Raw genomic sequence first — 18,245 nt, 5'->3', positions numbered from 1 at the left:
CTACAGCAATCTTTCTTTTTACATCATTAGATATATTAGAATACTCATTAACTATATTGGTTTTAGCACTAAAGGTAGAACCGCACTCTTTACATAAAAATCTTTGCTTTTTTAGAAAAAGAATAGTCGGTATATTAGAAACATCAGGAAGTTTAATCTTACAAATTTTAGTACCATATTTTATAATATTAAAAGATTCATTAACATGACCACAACATGGGCAAACCTCTGGTGTATAAGTTAATTTTCCATAAATAAATTTAGTGTCTATGTACTTAACTTTTTTGACAATAATATTTTCAGTATCAATTACTATATTTTTATCTTTAATGTTCAACAAATCTTTTATATAATTATTAATAGACATAGAATCACTCCTTGGTATTTGGTTGCAACTATATTTTATAGGAATGTGATTTCTATGTCTATTTTTTATACATTTCCATGCAAAAATAGTGCTGATGATTTCTCACCAACACTATTTATTATAGAACCATTTATTATGAACACGGTGTGATGCCGTGTTTTTTCTTTAACTTTTTAATTTGTAGAAAAGTGGTTATAATAAAATTAGAGAATATTACATAGTATAAAAAAATATTTTACGAGAAATTTACAAATAAAGTTTAAAATTAAAAAGAGGAGATTTATGAGGCACGCAATAGTAGACATAGGATCAAACACAATTAGACTAATTATCTTTGATGTAGAAGGAAATGTTAAAAATTTTAAAAAAGTATTAAATAAAAAGTATACAGCTGGGCTTATTACTTATGTTCACGATGGAGAGCTTTCTGGAAAGGGAATAAAAAAGCTTACAAAGACTCTTTACAGTATAAAAAATATTGTAAAGGAACTAAATGTCGACACTTTTTCACCCTTTGCAACAGCATCTCTTAGAAATTTAGATAACACCGAAGAGGTGCTTGAAAAAGTTAAAAGAGATCTAGATATCCATATAGATGTTTTAGAACAAGTTGACGAAGCCTTTCTTGGCAATGTTGGCATAAGAAGTGAAATTAAAGCAGATAGAGGAATTACAATAGATATTGGAGGTGCCAGTACAGAAATTGTTTATTTTGAAAAAAATGGTCCCAAGGAATTTATCAACTTAAGTACGGGATCTCTTCTTCTATTTAGAGAAAATGTATCAAGAGTTTTGCCAAAGAAAAGTGAAATTCGTGCCATTGAAAAATCCGTTATTCGTGAGATTAATTCTTCACATTTTTCAACTAAGGCAGTTAGATTAATTGGAATTGGAGGAACTATAAGAACAGCGGGAAAAGTTATTGCAGATTTATGGTCTAAGGATGAAGATCATTTCACTATTAAAGACATTTACAAACTTGTAGATCTCATTAAAGATGGAGAGACTGATACCATTAGGTCAATTATTAGGATCAACCCTGCGAGAATTCACACACTAATTCCCGGAATAATTATTTTAAAAACTGTAATGGAAAAACTAGAAATCAATGAGATAGAAGTTTCTGACAATGGTCTCAGAGAAGGGTATTTAATTTATAAAGTATTGGAAGGTAATAATGAAATCTTATTTTCAAAATAGAGAGCTGTCATGGCTTAGATTTAACGAAAGAGTGCTATTGGAAGCAACTGAAGATAGTGTACCAGATCTTGAAAAATTAAAGTTTGTAAGTATTTTTGCTTCAAATTTAGATGAATTTTTTATGGTAAGAGTTGGCTCTCTTCACGATCTTTCTGCACTCAAAAAAGAAGTCAAGGATAATAAAACGGGCATGAGTGCAGGCGAACAAATTAATGCAATTTTAAAAACTTTGCCAGCGATGTATAGAGAACGGGATGAAATCTTTAAAAAGGTTAGTGAAAATTTAGAAAAATCAAATATAAGAGAGCTAAAATATACCGATTTAAATTTAGAACAAAAAACTTTTGTGGAAGATTTTTATATTAAGAGAATTGACCAATTGGTTTCTCCTCAAATTGTCGATATTAATCATCCCTTTCCCTTTTTAGAAAATACAAAATTATATGCCTTTGCCAATCTTGAAAAGGGCAAGGAAAAAGTATTTGGAATAGTTCCCATTAGAAATACTTATCCCAAATATTTAATTCTTCCTGGAGAAAATTTTGAATACATTTTAATAGAAGAAATTATTTTAAATCAAATCAATCAAATTTTTAAAGAATATAAAATATTATCAAAAAATATTATTAAAGTTACTAGAAATACAGATTTTGTTGACGACAGAGACACTTGGGAAGAGTTTGACGATTATAGGGAATACATGAAGAGCATACTTAAAAAGAGAAAGAGATTAAATGTTGTAAGGCTCGAGTCTAAAGGTAAACTTTCTAAACAATCTCTTAATTTTTTACTTGAAAAAATTGAATTGACAGAGGCAGCATATTTTCCAATAGAATCACCTCTTAATATGAAATATGTATTTGATTTAATTAAGGATATTCCAAAGGCAATTAAAAGCAAACTTTTATATAAAGATTTAATTCAATATAATCCAGCAGACTTTAGCAAAAGCATTATAGACGATGTAAGATATAAGGATAGAATTTTATCCTATCCTTACGAAAGCATGGATACTTTTCTAAATCTTTTAAAGGAAGCAGCAAATGATCCAGATTGTAAATCTATAAAAATTACAATTTACAGACTTGCAAAAAATTCAAAGGTAGTAAGATACTTGACTGAAGCTGCACAAAATGGAAAAGAAGTTACAGTTTTCGTAGAATTAAAGGCCAGGTTTGACGAAGAATCAAATATAAATTATGCAAATATTCTCTATGAAGAAGGTTGCAACATTATCTATGGATTTAATAAATACAAAATGCACTCTAAAATTTGCTTAATAACTTTTAGAAATCCAAAAACAGAGAACTTAAATTATATTACTCAAATTGGAACAGGAAATTATAACGAATCAACTGCAAAACAATATACGGACTTTTCACTTATGACTGCCAATTCAGAAATAGGACTTGATGCAACAGATTTTTTTAAAAATATGTCTATTGGAAATTTAGATGGCAAATATATGCATTTGTTGCAATCTCCAACTACACTAAAGACTGGGTTAATGCACCATGTGGAAAGAGAAATTGCAAAGGGTGAAAAGGGATATATTCTATGTAAATTTAATTCTCTAACTGATAAGGATTTTATTGAAAAATTTATTGAAGCCTCACAAAGGGGAGTTAAAGTTGATTTAATAATTAGAGGAATTTCTTGTTTACTACCTGGAATAAAAAACCAAAGTGAAAATATTAGAATTCGATCTATTGTAGGAAGATTTTTGGAACATCCAAGAGTATATGTTTTCGGCAAAGAAGATTCAGTGATGTATATTTCATCTGCAGATTTAATGACAAGGAATACTGAAAATAGAGTTGAAATAGCTACGCCGATTTTAGATTCTGAAATAAAAGAGAGAATTTTAAAATATTTGGAAGTTCAAATGAAGGATAATGCCGGTGCAAGGCTTATGAATAGCAGTGGAGAATATGAAAAAATAGAAGATTGTGGCGAAAAATTTTCTTCTCAAAGATATTTTGTAAAGGAAGGAGAAGAAAAGAATTTTTCTGCAAGAAGTAAAATAGATGAAGTCGTGGCAAGAAAGGAAAAAATCCAAGAAAAAGAAAGTGTTAAAAAAGAATCCTTCTTGGGAAAACTTTTTAGTTTCTTTAAAAAATAAAAAATTAAATTTAGTCTTACTCCTAGATTTTCTAGGAGTATTATTTTTACATAAAAATGCAATATTAATAAGACACTTATAATAGAAAAGAAGAGAATTTCCTAATTAGGGTAATTGAATATATTTTATAGAAATAGTTAAGATAAATTAGTGAAATTAAATTATTATCACAGCATATAGTTTATTAAAATATTTTTACTATATATTTACAAAAAGTTTTTATCTAATATACAATTTTTCACTATTATTAAGACAATCCTATTTGTTATATCCATGGGTGCGATGTCTTTTACAAGTTTAGAAAAACTATTGACAATTAAATTTTAAATTGTTAAAATCTAGTTGTATGAGAGCTCATATTTTGAGTGAAAGTGTACCTAGGGATCCGGGCTTTGCCAAGGACCGAGCGGTACGGATGCTTTTTAAAAGTATCACACCTTAGGGAAAAAAGCCCAGAGGGGTAGGTTTTACGAAATCTGCCTCTTTGGGCTTTATTTTATTTTACTGGAGGAATTATGAAGACTATTTACCAAGGAAAAACTAAGAATGTTTTAGAAGAAAATGGAAGATGTTATCTACAATTTAAGGATGATATGACAGGAACTGACGGAGTTTTTGATACTGGTGGAAACCAAGTAGCTGGTAGTATTGAAGGCGCAGGTAAAGAGTGTTTAAAAGTTACAAAATACTTCTTTGAAAAAATCAACGAAGCTGGAATTGACACTCACTATATTTCTGCAGATGTTGACAATAATTTAATGGAAGTAAAAAGAGCAAAGGTTTTTGGCAAAGGTCTTGAAGTTATTACAAGATTCAAAGCTGTAGGTTCTTTCTACAAAAGATATGGTCTTTATATTGAAGAAGGGGCTGACCTTCCTGAATATACTGAATTTACTTTAAAAGATGATGGAAGAGATGATCCTCTAATTACAAAAGATGGGCTTGCTATTCTAGGTATTTTAACAGCTGAAGAATATGATAAAATCGTAGAAATGAATAAAAAAATTGCTAATGTTGTTAAAGATATTTTAGCTGAATGTGGACTTGACCTTTACGATATTAAATTTGAATATGGTAAACTTGAAGGTTCAAATGAAATTGTATTAATAGACGAAGTTAGTGGTGGAAACATGAGAGCTTATAAAGACGGCGAATATGTAAAACCACTTGATGTTTCAAAATATTTAAATATTTAAGGGATAAAATGAGAGTATCAATTATAATGGGTTCAATTTCCGACAGAGAAATTGCAGATAAAATAGTTGCAAAGTTAATAGAGTTTGGAATTGAGTATGACGCCAAAGTAATTTCTGCTCACAGAGCCTTGAATCAATTACAAGATTATGTAAAAAATGCTGAAGATGAAAGTCAAGTTTTCATCTCAATTGCAGGAAAGGCTGCTCACCTTGGCGGTGTTATCGCAGCTCTTACTACAAGACCTGTTATTGGAGTTCCAGTAAAGAGTTCAACTCTTGATGGACTTGACGCACTTCTTTCCACTGTCCAAATGCCAAGTGGCGTGCCTGTTGCAACTGTTGCAATAAATGGCGGAGAAAATGCTGCAATTTTAGCAGCAGAAATTTTAGCTATTTCTGATGATAATTTAAAGGAAAAGTTAAAAAAATTTAGAGCAGATATGTCAAGAAAAATTGCAAACACCGATTATGTTTACGAAGGATAAAAGGAGCGGAGATGGCAATTAATTACAAGGACGCAGGCGTAGATGTTGATGCCGGTCAAAGAGAAGTTGAATTAATTAAAAATATTGTTGCAAAAACTCAATCAAAGGATGTTTTATCATCTATTGGTGGTTTTTCAGGTCTTTTCAATTTAGATTTAAGTGAAATTAAACATCCTGTTTTAGTAAGTGGAACTGATGGAGTTGGTACAAAAGTAATTTTGGCACATATGCTAAATAAACATGATACTATTGGCATCGATTGTGTAGCCATGTGTGTAAATGATATATTGTGTCAAGGTGCAAAGCCTCTTTTCTTTTTGGATTACATTGCTACAGGAAAATTAATACCTGAAAAAATGGAAGAAATTGTAAAGGGAGTTGCTGAAGGTTGCATAAAAGCTCAAGCATCTCTTATTGGTGGAGAAACTGCAGAAATGCCAGGAGTTTATCAAGAAGATCAATATGACCTTGCTGGATTTTGTGTAGGAGTTGTCGATAGAGATAAAATTATCGATGGTTCCAGCATTAAAGAAGGAGATATTGTATTTGGACTTTCATCTAATGGAGTTCACTCAAATGGTTATTCTTTAGTGAGAAAAATTATTTTTGACCACTGCAATTTTGACTTAAATGAAAAATTCGATGAACTTGAATGCACTCTTGGAGAAGAACTTTTAAAACCAACTAGAATTTATGTAAAAGAAGTTTTAGAACTATTAAAAACTGTTAATATTAAGGGAATGAGCCATATTACTGGCGGCGGTTTTTATGAAAACATACCAAGAATGATACCAGATGGGCTTTGTGCCAAAGTGGATGCATCTGTTATTGAAACACCAGAAATTTTTAAACTTCTAAAAAAGTGGGCAGATATTAATGACAAAGATATGTATTCTACTTTCAATATGGGAGTTGGACTTACTATTGTTGTTTCAGAAGATGATAGAGAAAGAGTTGTTGATTTTTTTAAAAACAGCGACTTAAAACTTTATGAACTTGGAAAAATTATTTCTGGAGAAGATAAAATTGAACTTAGTTTCTAAAAATATTGCAGTTTTAATTTCAGGTGGTGGCACAAATCTTCAAGCCATTATTGACAATACAAAAAATGATTATATCAACGGAAAGGTTAAAATTGTCATTTCTAATAAAGAAAATGCTTATGGTCTTGTTAGGGCAAAAAATGCTGGCATTAAGGGCGTTGTCATCAAAGATGACGAAAAACTTATAAGCACTTTATCTGAAAATAAAATAGATTTAATTGTTCTTGCAGGGTATTTAAAAATCTTGCCAGAAAAAATCATAAAAATTTATGAAAATAAAATAATAAATATTCACCCATCACTAATTCCTGCCTTTTGTGGCAGGGGTTATTATGGGTTAAAAGTTCATGAGGCTGTCATAAAAAAAGGTGTTAAATACACTGGTGCAACTACTCATTTTGTAAATGAATGTGCAGATGATGGTCCAATTATCATGCAAAAAATTACTGAAGTAGGAGATGAAACACCAGAAGAACTTCAAGCAAAAGTTTTAAAGATTGAACATGAAATTTTGCCAAAGTCAGTAAAGTATTTTTGCGAAGATAAATTAAAAGTCGTTAATGGAAAAGTTGTAATCGGAGGTTAGTATGAGGGCACTTATTTCAGTTTTTAACAAAGAGGGAATTGTTGAATTTGCGAGAAAGCTTGCAGATAGAAATTGGGAAATCATTTCTACAGGTGGAACTTTTAAAAAATTAAAGGAAGCAGGAATTGATGTAATATCTGTGGATAGCGTAACAGGTTTTCCGGAAATTTTAGACGGTAGAGTAAAAACTTTAAATCCAAAAATACACGGTGGCATTCTAGCTAGACGTGACATAAATGAACACATGGAAACTTTAAAAAATGAAGGAATTGAAACAATCGATATGGTTGTAAATAATTTATATCCCTTTGAAGAGAAGTTACTTGAAGAAGCTAATCATGATACTATGATTGAAAACATCGATATTGGTGGTCCATCTATGATTAGAGCTGCGGCAAAAAATTATAGAGATGTTTTTATTGTAACTGATCCAAGTGATTATGAAGAAGTACTTAATAATTTAGATGGAGATAATTTAGAATTTAAAGAGTATCTTGCCAAAAAAGCCTTTAGCTATACTGCACATTATGATACCATTATTTCTAATTATTTCTTGAAGAGACTACCTGAAGAATTTCCAAAGTATTTAAACAAGAGTTATGAACTTTCTGAAGAGTTAAGATATGGAGAAAACCCTCATCAAAAGGCTGCTTTCTACGAAAACAGCTATACTCCAGATAGAATTTCTTATAATGTTCTTCATGGAAAACAAATTTCTTACAATAACCTAAACGATATGTATTCTGCAATTAATGCAGTTGTAAATTTTGAAAAACCAGCAGCTGTTGCTATTAAACACACTGATCCATGTGGAATTGGTACAGGCGAAACTCTTGAAGAAGCTTTTATAAAGGCTTATGAATGTGACGATGAATCAATTTTCGGGGGAATAATCGCACTTAATAGAGAGGTAGACGAAAAAACTGCCAATCATTTATCAAAAATATTCCTTGAGATTGTTGTTGCACCTAGTTTTTCTAAAGAAGCCTTTGAAATTCTAACTGAAAAGAAAAATATTAGACTTATTGAAGTGCCAGAGTTTGAAAGACTATATGAAGGCGGAAAGAGATTTAAACAAGTTTTAAATGGTATTATAATTCAAGATTCTGACGATATAGTTTGGGATGAAGAAAAACTTTCCTTTGTATCAGATAGAAAGCCAAATGAAAAAGAATTAGAAGAGTTGAAATTTGCCTTCACTTGTTGCAAAGCAACTTTCTCAAATTCAGTTGTAATTGCAAAGGATGGCGGCACTCTTGCACTAGGTCAAGGTGAAACGAAGAGATCTTGGGCAGTTGAAGAGGCAATTGACAGAGCGGGAGAAAAAGCAAAGGGAGCTGTTCTTGCTTCTGACGGATTTTTCTTTAGAGATACAATTGAACTTTTAGATAAGGCTGGCATTGATGTAATAGTACAACCAGGTGGATCTGTAAAGGATCAAGAAGTAATTGATTATGCAAATGAAAATGGTATTTGTCTTGTCTTTACAAATATAAGGCATTTCAGACACTAGGAGGACTAATGAAAGTACTTGTAATTGGAAATGGTGGCAGAGAACACGCACTTGCATGGAAATTAAAAAAAAGTAAAAGCGTTGATGAAATTTACATGGCAAGGGGAAATGGAGGCACAGAAAATTTTGCAAAAAACATTGACATTGACCCCAAGGATATTAATGAACTTCTAGAATTTGCAGAAAATAAAAAAATTGATTTAACCGTAGTTGGACCAGAAGATCCACTTTGCATGGGGATTGTAGATGCCTTTAATGAAAAGGGTCTTAAAATTTTCGGACCAAATAAAGAATGTGCAAGATTTGAAAAATCCAAAGAATTTACAAAGAAGTTTTTGGAAAAATATTCTATTCCAACAGCAAAATATAAAAGCTTTAAAAATTATGAAGACGCAATTAATGGGCTTATTGAATTTAATTACCCACTAGTTGTAAAAGCTGATGGGCTTTGTCTAGGAAAGGGCGTAATGATTTGTCATGAAGAATCTGAAGCAGAGGATGCCCTTAAAAAGATCTTCAAAGATAAAATTTTTGGAGATGAAGGAAGTACAGTTGTAATAGAAGAGTTTTTAACAGGAGAAGAAGCATCTGTACTTTGTTTAGTTTCAAATAATAAATTATTCCCACTAGAAAGAGCAAAGGATCACAAGCAAATTTATGATAACAACAAAGGACCAAACACTGGAGGAGTTGGTACTTATTCTCCAGTTTCGGTAAGTCCAGAACTAGAAAAAAATCTTGAAAAAATTTACAGAAAAATTGAAGATGGTCTTGAGTCAGAAAAATTAAATTACTCTGGAATTTTATTTATAGGCTTTATGATTGAAGATGATAGACCAAAGGTTTTGGAATTTAATGTTCGATTTGGAGATCCTGAGACAGAAGTTTTAATGCCAAGACTTGACTCAGATCTATTTGAAATTCTAAATAAAACAATTGATGGAAAATTAAAAAAGGAAGACATCAAATGGAAAGAAGAAACTTGTTTAACAGTCATATTGTGTTCAGGAGGCTATCCTGGTTCCTATGAAAAAGGCAAAGAAATTTGTGGACTTGATAAGGTGGACGAAGATATAATGGTTTTCCACAATGGGACTAAAAAGACTGATTCACTTTACACAAATGGAGGAAGAGTACTATCTGTTACAGCTCTTGGAAAAGATTTAAAAGAAGCTCGTGAAAAAGCCTATGCAAATGCCCATAGAATAAACTTTGATGGTATTTATTTTAGAAAAGATATTGGAATAAAATAAATATCTATTTAAAAAATAGTATTAAATCTTAAGAAGAGGTGAGTTAAAAATCTCATCTCTTTTTATTTGCAGAAATTTAATTTTGTATTAAACTATAAGAGGTGATTAAATTGAAAATAAAGACCTATGAAAACTTGCACGAAACCTTTTTAGTTTTAGTTTTTATAACATTAGCAGGTGGTTTTCAAGACGCCTATTCCTATTTAATGAGGGGAAAAGTCTTTGCAAATGCACAAACAGGCAATATTGTACTTCTATTTAAAAATATTGTTGAATTAAATTTTAAAGAATCAATTTCTTATTTAATACCAATTAGTGCCTTTACCTTTGGAATATATGTTGCAGTAATATTTGAAGATGCAATTGAAAAGAAAAGGCTCCACTGGCGCCAGTACATAGTTGTAATTGAAATAATTATTATGATTATTGTTTCAATTGTTCCTGAAAATTTAAATAATCTTGCAAATGCCCTTCTATCTTTTTCCTGTGCAATGCAAGTTTATGCTTTTAAAAAAATTTATGGGCTTAATTTTGCAACAACTATGTGTATAGGAAATCTTAGGAGTGCAACGGAAAATCTGTCTAAGTATCACATAACAAAGGACAGAAAATATTTAGAAAATTCTAAAAAATATTACATGGTGATTTTTATCTTTGGAATAGGTGCAGCTTTGGGAAATATTGTATCTGATTACTTTGGCTTAAAGTCAATAATTGTTGCAGCAATATGCCTAACTATTTCTTTTATAATTTTATTTTTTGAAGATAGAGGTTAGTAATTATGTATATTTAAAGTGTTTGAAATTAATATAAGAAGATTAACCACAATAGAATTGCAAGATTTATAATAAACTAAATTAGCAAAATATAATATAAGTGAAATTTTGTGATTAGACATTGCTAAATATACCATTAAGCTTCATTAAATTTTTAATAAGTTTTTCCGCTGATATTTTTGCTAGATCTTTTTTAGATTAATAGTATTTTAGTAATCCATTTAAGTTTTCATTAATACTTTTCTATAAAACCAAGTAGTAATTATAAATTATATCCTATTTTTAAAAGTCTTTGTAACAAGCAAATTTTTTAATTTCTTTAGTTCTATTTTTAATTGAATTTCTAATATTAAATTTTCTATTGTTTCTTTTATTTTCTTAACTTAACTTTTTATAAATTTATAAGTATAAATTCTAGAATTCTAGAATAAAGGAAATTATACGCTCTTTTAAAACAAAGACTTTCATTTTATATATTATTACTAGAATATATAAAATATGCGCGTTAGCTTTAATTATTTGAATTGCAATATAAAATATCTTGTAAATTTGATTTTTATATTGATATGTTTTATTTATTAGTATATCATATTACATAATTAAAGCTATTTATTTTAATTAAACAAATTAGGAGTTGATAAAATTGCTGAATGTGAAAAGCCATAAAATGGCGGCTTATGAAGAAATAAAAGAGAAGATAATAAGTGGTGAATTTGAACCTGGTAAATCCTTAAATGAGAGAACCTTGTCAGAAGAATTTGGAATAAGTAGAACGCCTGTAAGAGAGGCATTAATGAAACTTTCTTATGAGGGATGGATAATAAATGAGCCATATAAACCAAATGTTGTTAGAAATTTTGATTTAAAAACTATTATGGAAGCGCAAAAAGTTAGAGCATCATTGGAATTGTTAGCTATTGACGAATCCTTTAACAATATAAATAATGCAGATATTGAAGAATTGAAACTAATAACAAGAGATACAAAATATGCAAAAACTCATAATGAATTTATTTATGCAGACAGAAGATTTCATGAATATATTTATAATAAAAGTAATAACGAGATATTAAAAGATATGATGAAGACTTTAAATGATATAATAAGATATTTTGGATTAGTTTCTATTGATAATCCTGGAAGAACAAATGAAACTGTTGAAGAACATAATAAAATAATAGATTCTTTAAAAAACAAAAAAAGAGAAGAAGCTATTTTTGCGATGAGGTATCATATGGATCAAACAGAAAAGTCAATAATTAGAAGATTTCAAAGGAAAAGCAATAAAAAATAAAATAAAAAAGATTTAGAACTCAGTATTAAGTTTTGATGCTGAGTTTTTTATTTTAAAAATATTTAATTAATCGGATAAAATACTGTTGACAAATGTTTTCTTTATTGGTAATCTTAGTATACGGTATACCAAATACAAATGAGGAGGCGTTTATGAAGGTCAGTTTAGTTCAATGTGAGCTTAAAATGGGCAAAGTATATGAAAATTTTAAAAGTGTTGAGAATAAAATTAGAGAAGCAATGTTTTCTAATCCAGATGTTATAGTTTTACCAGAAATGTGGAATACTTCATTTATTCCAGCAAATGTCATGGAAATAAGTGACAATGAAGGTATAGAAGCAAGAAAGATTTTATCAAAATTATCGAAAGAACTTAATGTAAATATTGTTGGCGGTTCAGTTTCTAATAAAGCAAATAATAAATTATATAATACTTCTTATATTTTCGACAGAAATGGAAAAGAAATAGCTAAATATAATAAAGTTCATTTGTTTTCACCATCAGGAGAAGATAAATTATTTGAAAAGGGGGACAAATTAGTAACTTTTGAGTTAGACGGTGTAAAGTGTGGAATGGTAATTTGTTATGATATTAGGTTTTTAGAATGGATAAGGAAATACGCTCTAGAGAATATTCAAGTGCTGTTTAATTCAGCTGCTTGGCCGACAAAAAGAATTATGCATTGGGATGTCTTAAATAGGGCAAGAGCTATTGAAAATCAAATGTTTATTGTTTGCGTAAACAGTGTAGGAGATTTTGGCGGACATAGTGCGATAATTGATCCTTGGGGAGAATACATTATTAAACCATATGAATCAAATGAAATTAAATCTGGAGAATTAGATTTTGATATTATAAAGGAAATTAGAGAAAGTATAAATGTTTTTAGGGATAGGCGTCCAGAGTTATATTAATAGGGTGATTTAGTTGAAAAACTTAAAATTTATTTTAAATGATAAAACTATAGACTTTAATTTTGACAAAGTTTATGTAATCGGATATGCAGGAAGAAACATGGAAAAAACTCAAGAACATATTGATGAGTTGGAAAGAGAATTAGGTGTTAAGCCTCCAAAAAGGATTCCTACAATTTTTGAAGTATCTAAGGAAATAGTTACTCAAGACACTGAACTTAAGTTCGTCGGTGAACAAACTTCGGGAGAAGTAGAATATATTATTTTAATAAAAAATGGGAGAATATATATAACTGTTGGCTCAGATCATACTGATAGAGGATTAGAAAGTGTAAGTATTTTTAAATCTAAACAAGTATGTTTAAAACCAATAGCAAAAGAAATATGGGATTATGATGATATAAAAGATCACTGGGATTCTATAAAATTGGTCTCTTCTCAAGTTATTAATGGAAAAGAAATAGAATATCAAAATGATACGTTGGCTTCAATTTTACCAGTTGAAAAAATAATAACGGAATTAAAAGAAAGAGTTGGAAATATTGAAAACTCAATAATTTATTCAGGAACTGTTCCATTAGTTGATGGATTTAAATATGGAAATAAATTTAATTCAAAAATGGTAGATGATGTATTAGGTAAAACTATTAACTTAAATTATGAGATTAATGTAATACCAGAAGAAGAGAGATAATTTTTGTCAAGTAAACTAGGAGGAATTTATGAAAAAATTAAAAAAAATAATTTCAGTTATTTTAGTATTTTTATTAATTACATTTACATTCACAGGATGTGGGTCTAAAAAAGAAGATGATACTGCAAAAGATTCGTCATCTGGGAAAATAAAGATTAAGCTTGGATGTGTGGGTAACGAAAAACACCAATCAACGATAGCAGCTGAATTATTTAAACAGTACTTAGAAGAGTCATCAGATGATTTTGAAGTAAATGTTTATCCTAATGCTCAATTGGGTGGAGAAAGGGAGATGGCAGAAGGCACCAAACTAGGAACTATACAAATGACAATTGTAACTTCAGATGGAACATTGCCAGCGTGGGTTCCTGAAATTCAAATTTTATCAATTCCTTACTTATTTGAAAATCAAGAAAAAGCTTATAAGGCTTTAGATGGTATTATTTCTGAAAAGCTAAATCCAAAATTTGAAGAGGCAGGTTTTAAACATTTAGCTTTTGGTGAATTAGGATTTAGGCATTTCTCTAATTCAAAGAAAGAAATAAAAACAGTAGAAGATATGAAGGGACTTTCATTTAGAGTACAAGAAGCGCCTATCTGGTTTGAATTACTTGATAGTTTAAAAGCATCAGCCGTTCCAGTTTCTTTTAATGAACTATATACAGCACTTCAACAAGGTATGGTTGATGGACAAGAAAACCCAATAGCTACAATTGCAACTCAAAAATTTTATGAAGTTCAAAAATATTTATCTTTAGATGGACACACTTATGCAGCTGTAAGCATGGTTATGAATAAAGACTTTTTTGACAAACTTACACCTGAACAACAAGAAATTGTTCAAAGTGCAGCAAATAAAGCGGCAAAAGAACAAAGAAAAGTTGTGGCAGAACATGAAGCAGAATATTTAAAAGATTTAAAAGACAATGGAATGATAATAACTGAGGTTGATAAAGATTCTTTTGTGGAAGCAACTAAAGACATATACAAAAAACCAGATGTTGAAAAATTAGTTAGTCCTGAATTTGTAGATGAAGTTAGGGATTATGTAAAATAACATTAGGAGGTTCTATGAAGTATCTTGAAAAAATTATTAAATTTATAATGATATTAAGTTCGGCAGTGCTTGCTATTGTTACTTTTTTACAAGTTATAATGAGATTTTTCTTTAAAATGCCGGTTGCATGGGGTCAAGATATAATAAGATTGAGCTTTGTGTATTTAGTTTTTTTAGGAGCAGCTTATTGTTTAAAAACAAACGATCACTTAAATATTGATATAATTTTTTCTGCAATTCCAGTTAAAACAAGTAAAGTATTACAAATTATTATAAATATTATATTATTAGGATTTTTTGTATTTTTGCTAATTTATGGAATCGAATTTTCTAAAACAGGAGTAACTCAAAAAGCCCCTTATACAGCCATACCAATGATTTATTATTATGCGTCTATACCAATAAGTGCATTGTTCTTGATAGTATATGATCTTGAAATCATAATGCATCAGATAAAAAAAATAAAGGATGGTGATACTGAATGATAATTGTATTATTATTTGCAGCATTTCTTTTAGGAATTCCAATAGCTTTTGCATTAGGAATAGTTTCTTTAGGACAGATAGTTGCAGATGGGTATCCTTTACTTGTTGTAGCTCAAAGGCTATTTACAGGAGTTGATAGTATTGCATTAACCGCAATTCCTTTGTTTATATTATCTGGTGGGTTAATGCTTAAGGGTGGAATGAGCGATAGATTAGTAAATTTTGCGGATCTTCTCATTGGACATCATCCGAGTGGACTGGCAATGGTAAGTATTTTAGCTTGTATGTTTTTTGCTGCAATAACGGGATCGGCTATAGCTGCGACGGCTGCTATAGGTGGAATAATGGCACCAATTATGATTGAAAAAGGTTATGATAAAGAGTTCTGTGCTCCTTTACTTGCAACTGGTGGTTCAATAGGGCCAATAATACCACCATCAATTCCACTTTTGATTTATGGAGTTATGGCAAATGTTAGTGTAGCAAAATTATTTATAGGTGGATTTATACCTGGAATTCTTATGGGCATAGCTTTGATGATTTACTATTATTTTGTAGGGAAAAAAAGAAATTATATAGGTAGGGAAAAAAAAGCATCAATTTCAGAAATATTAGTGGCAGGAAAAGATGCTATACTAGCATTAATAATGCCAATTATTATAATAGGTGGAATAATGAGTGGATTTTTTTCTCCTACCGAATCTGCAACAGTAGCGACTTTTTATGCTTTAATAATTGGATTATTTGTCTATAAAGAGTTAAAACTTAGTGATTTACCAGCAATATTATTAGATGCTGCAAAATCTACTGGACAAGTTTTATTAGTAGTAGGAGCAGCTTCATTATTTACTTGGGTAATAACTGTTAATAATATACCACAAACAGTAGGAGCTTTTTTAGCTGATAATGTTGGATCTAAATTTATGTTACTATTAATAATAAATATTATATTATTAATAGCAGGAACATTTATAGATACGACTAGTGCTGTTGTAATATTTACACCATTATTTTTGCCTATAATTCAGATGTTTGGTATAGACCTTATTCACTTTGGTCTCATTATGGCTGTCAATTTAACTATTGGAATGTGTACACCTCCATTAGGAGTATGTTTATTTGTTGCTGGTTCTATTACTAAAGTATCATTAAAAGAACAAATGAAAGATTTGATACCTATGTTAATAGTTTTAATATTAGTTTTACTAATAATAACATATATACCTTCCACAGTTACAATACTACCAAACAAATTTGTTAAATAATTAAAAATACAACTTCTAATTATTAAAATTTAATATTATCTAAATAAAGATAATGAGTTTTAATAGTTGGGAGTTTTTATTTTTAATAATATTTAGAAGTTTTTAGAATTATAAAACAATATAAGTTTAAAAAATTAAAAAATCATAAATTTATTCCTGAATAAGTCATAGATAGTAAATTTAACATTAGAAAATGTTACATTAAGTTTTTAAATTCTATGATAAAAGAGTACTTATTTTTTGATTTATTATAGTATATCGAAAATTGATGGTATGTTAAGGTCTGTTAATAGTTTTCTTAAGGTTTTATCTTATTTCAATTTATTGATGTAAAGGGAAATATAAAAAAAGGATTATTTTTTTATTCTTTATTATTTAATTTATTAATATTTGTTATTTATATAATTGTAGATTTTAAAGGTTCTAATAAAATCCCTTATGATTTGAAATTTGAATAAGATTAAGTTTAAGCAATATTTTAAATTAAAATTTTACTTTGAGTAAATATTAGGTAAAATTTTTGTATTAAAAAATTCCTTTATGTGTATATATAATGAGAATTTTATTGACCTTTGCTATTTAATGTGATAAAATTTTTTTAATTTATAAACCAATATTAAATAAATTAGAAGAGGTGTAAAAAATGAATGTAAAATTTAAAAGGTTTATGGGTATTATGATACTAATGTTATCAGTTTTAGCTTTCACTGGTTGTCAAAAAGTAGACAATGGAGCTAAAAAAGCAGAAGGTGGAGAAACTGCTACTGCAGAAGCTGAAGCTGGTCAAAAGGCAAAATTTGAAACTGTTAAAGAAGGTGAAGAATTTCACATTGGAATTATAACGGGCACAGTATCACAAGGTGAAGATGAGTTCCGTGCTGCTCAAAAGGCAATTGAACTTTATGGTTCTGCTGATAATGGCGGAATGATTAAACACGATACTTATCCAGATAGATTCGAAGCTGAACAAGAAACTACAATTTCCAAAATTGTAGCAATGGCGGATGATCCTCTAATGAAAGCTGTAATTGTAAATCAATCAGTTCCAGGAACTGTTGCAGCATTTAATCAAATTAGAGAAAAAAGACCTGATATTATTCTTGTAAACTTAGTTGCTCAAGAAGATACAGTAATGGTAGAAAAAGCAGCAGACCTTGTAATGGATGCTGATAATGTATCTAGAGGTTATAGAATTATAGCTGCTGCTAAAGAAATGGGAGCTAAAAAATTTGCTCACATCACTTTCCCTAGACATATGTCTATTGAGCTTTTAGCTCTTAGAAGGGCAATTATGGAAGAGGCATGCAAGGATTTAGGACTTGAATTTATTTCATTAAATGCACCTGACCCTACAACTGATATTGGTATTCCAGGGGCACAACAATATATAGCTGAAAATATCCAACCTTGGATTGATAAATATGGTAAGGATACTGCTTTCTTCTGTACAAATGATGCACATACTGAGCCACTTCTTAGAGGGGTTGCAGCTGGTGGAGCAATCTTTGTAGAACAAGATTTACCATCTCCAATCATGGGTTATCCAAAAGCTTTCTCTGTCGATATTAAAGATATGGCAGGTGATTGGCAAGCAATCAACGCTGCTGTTGAAAAAGCTGTTATTGAAAAAGGTGGCGACAAGAGAATGGGTACTTGGGCTTATTCATTAGGTTATTCATTGACTCTTGGTTCTCTTGATCATGTAATAGATGTTTTAAAGGGACAAGGCGAACTTCTCAACAAGGAACAAATTGTTAATTCTATCCAAAAATACACTGAGGGTGCAAAGTGGATGGCTGAAAACTATATAGATAGAGCTTCTGGAGAAACTAAGGAAAATCACTTCTTATTATCTCAAGACACTTATGTATATGGTAGAGGTTATCTAGGAATGGATAAAATTAAAGTTCCTGAAAAGTATTTGAATCTTAATGTTGATTTAGATGCTATTAAAGCTTCTCAAGAACAAGCTGAAGGACAAGCTAAATAATTATT

General features: G+C 29.7%; 17 protein-coding genes. 16 read left to right on the top strand and 1 reads right to left on the bottom strand.

Annotated features, from left to right (window positions below; genetic code table 11):
* Nucleotides 1-367, bottom strand: a 367-nt coding sequence (locus tag HKO22_RS01235) for a transposase family protein (protein WP_169967955.1), incomplete at its 3' end; no start/stop codon positions are given.
* Nucleotides 368-649: 282 nt separating this feature from the next.
* Between HKO22_RS01235 and HKO22_RS01230 the strand changes: the two genes are divergently transcribed.
* The 16 genes from HKO22_RS01230 to HKO22_RS01155 all read left to right on the top strand — a co-directional run bounded on the left by HKO22_RS01230 (nt 650) and on the right by HKO22_RS01155 (nt 18,240).
* Nucleotides 650-1,567, top strand: coding sequence for a Ppx/GppA phosphatase family protein (locus tag HKO22_RS01230; RefSeq protein WP_169967953.1), 918 nt, complete (start codon nt 650-652; stop codon nt 1,565-1,567).
* Nucleotides 1,545-3,689, top strand: coding sequence for a polyphosphate kinase 1 (ppk1, locus tag HKO22_RS01225; RefSeq protein ID WP_169967951.1), 2,145 nt, complete (start codon nt 1,545-1,547; stop codon nt 3,687-3,689). The genes HKO22_RS01230 and ppk1 overlap by 23 nt, the downstream gene beginning before the upstream one ends.
* 515 nt (nt 3,690-4,204) lie before the next feature.
* On the top strand, nt 4,205-4,885 hold the full coding sequence (locus HKO22_RS01220; RefSeq protein ID WP_075659047.1) for a phosphoribosylaminoimidazolesuccinocarboxamide synthase: 681 nt from the start codon (nt 4,205-4,207) through the stop codon (nt 4,883-4,885).
* 8 nt (nt 4,886-4,893) lie between these two features.
* A complete protein-coding gene (gene purE, locus HKO22_RS01215) occupies nt 4,894-5,370 on the top strand; it encodes a 5-(carboxyamino)imidazole ribonucleotide mutase (RefSeq protein ID WP_169967949.1) in 477 nt (158 codons plus the stop codon).
* Nucleotides 5,371-5,381: 11 nt separating this feature from the next.
* Entirely contained in the window at nt 5,382-6,413 is a 1,032-nt protein-coding gene (gene purM / locus HKO22_RS01210) for a phosphoribosylformylglycinamidine cyclo-ligase (protein ID WP_169967947.1), read from the top strand.
* Nucleotides 6,397-6,999 carry a phosphoribosylglycinamide formyltransferase gene (purN, locus tag HKO22_RS01205; RefSeq protein WP_169967946.1) on the top strand — a complete coding sequence of 201 codons (603 nt, stop codon included), beginning with the start codon at nt 6,397-6,399 and terminating at the stop codon, nt 6,997-6,999. Before purM ends, purN begins: the two co-directional genes overlap by 17 nt.
* A 1-nt stretch (nt 7,000) precedes the next feature.
* Nucleotides 7,001-8,512, top strand: a complete 1,512-nt coding sequence (gene purH / locus HKO22_RS01200) for a bifunctional phosphoribosylaminoimidazolecarboxamide formyltransferase/IMP cyclohydrolase (RefSeq protein WP_169967944.1) — start codon at nt 7,001-7,003, stop codon at nt 8,510-8,512.
* An 8-nt stretch (nt 8,513-8,520) separates the two neighbouring features.
* The gene (purD, locus tag HKO22_RS01195) at nt 8,521-9,765 is read left to right on the top strand and encodes a phosphoribosylamine--glycine ligase (RefSeq protein ID WP_169967943.1); all 1,245 of its coding nucleotides are present in this window, start codon (nt 8,521-8,523) and stop codon (nt 9,763-9,765) included.
* Nucleotides 9,766-9,866: 101 nt separating this feature from the next.
* Nucleotides 9,867-10,541 carry a YoaK family protein gene (locus HKO22_RS01190; protein ID WP_235860761.1) on the top strand — a complete coding sequence of 225 codons (675 nt, stop codon included), beginning with the start codon at nt 9,867-9,869 and terminating at the stop codon, nt 10,539-10,541.
* 652 nt (nt 10,542-11,193) lie between these two features.
* On the top strand, nt 11,194-11,835 hold the full coding sequence (locus tag HKO22_RS01185; RefSeq protein WP_144015193.1) for a GntR family transcriptional regulator: 642 nt from the start codon (nt 11,194-11,196) through the stop codon (nt 11,833-11,835).
* 152 nt (nt 11,836-11,987) lie between these two features.
* Entirely contained in the window at nt 11,988-12,749 is a 762-nt protein-coding gene (locus HKO22_RS01180) for a carbon-nitrogen family hydrolase (RefSeq protein ID WP_075659039.1), read from the top strand.
* Nucleotides 12,750-12,762: 13 nt separating this feature from the next.
* Entirely contained in the window at nt 12,763-13,443 is a 681-nt protein-coding gene (locus tag HKO22_RS01175; RefSeq protein WP_075659038.1) for a DUF2848 family protein, read from the top strand.
* 28 nt (nt 13,444-13,471) lie between these two features.
* Nucleotides 13,472-14,500, top strand: a complete 1,029-nt coding sequence (locus tag HKO22_RS01170; protein WP_083635516.1) for a TRAP transporter substrate-binding protein — start codon at nt 13,472-13,474, stop codon at nt 14,498-14,500.
* Between the two features lie 14 nt (nt 14,501-14,514).
* Nucleotides 14,515-14,985: a TRAP transporter small permease gene (locus HKO22_RS01165; RefSeq protein ID WP_075659037.1), complete on the top strand. Its 471-nt coding sequence runs from the start codon at nt 14,515-14,517 to the stop codon at nt 14,983-14,985.
* Nucleotides 14,982-16,250 (top strand): TRAP transporter large permease, encoded by a 1,269-nt coding sequence (locus tag HKO22_RS01160; RefSeq protein WP_169967940.1) that lies wholly within the window; start codon nt 14,982-14,984, stop codon nt 16,248-16,250. The genes HKO22_RS01165 and HKO22_RS01160 overlap by 4 nt, the downstream gene beginning before the upstream one ends.
* A gap of 643 nt (nt 16,251-16,893) precedes the next feature.
* A complete protein-coding gene (locus HKO22_RS01155; protein ID WP_169967938.1) occupies nt 16,894-18,240 on the top strand; it encodes a DUF3798 domain-containing protein in 1,347 nt (448 codons plus the stop codon).
* Nucleotides 18,241-18,245 lie beyond the last annotated feature (5 nt).

It is taken from the genome of Peptoniphilus faecalis (assembly GCF_012976305.1).
Lineage (GTDB): Bacteria > Bacillota > Clostridia > Tissierellales > Peptoniphilaceae > Peptoniphilus_A > Peptoniphilus_A faecalis.
Note: the sequence above shows the minus strand (reverse complement) of the source record. Positions and strands in the feature narration are given on the sequence as shown.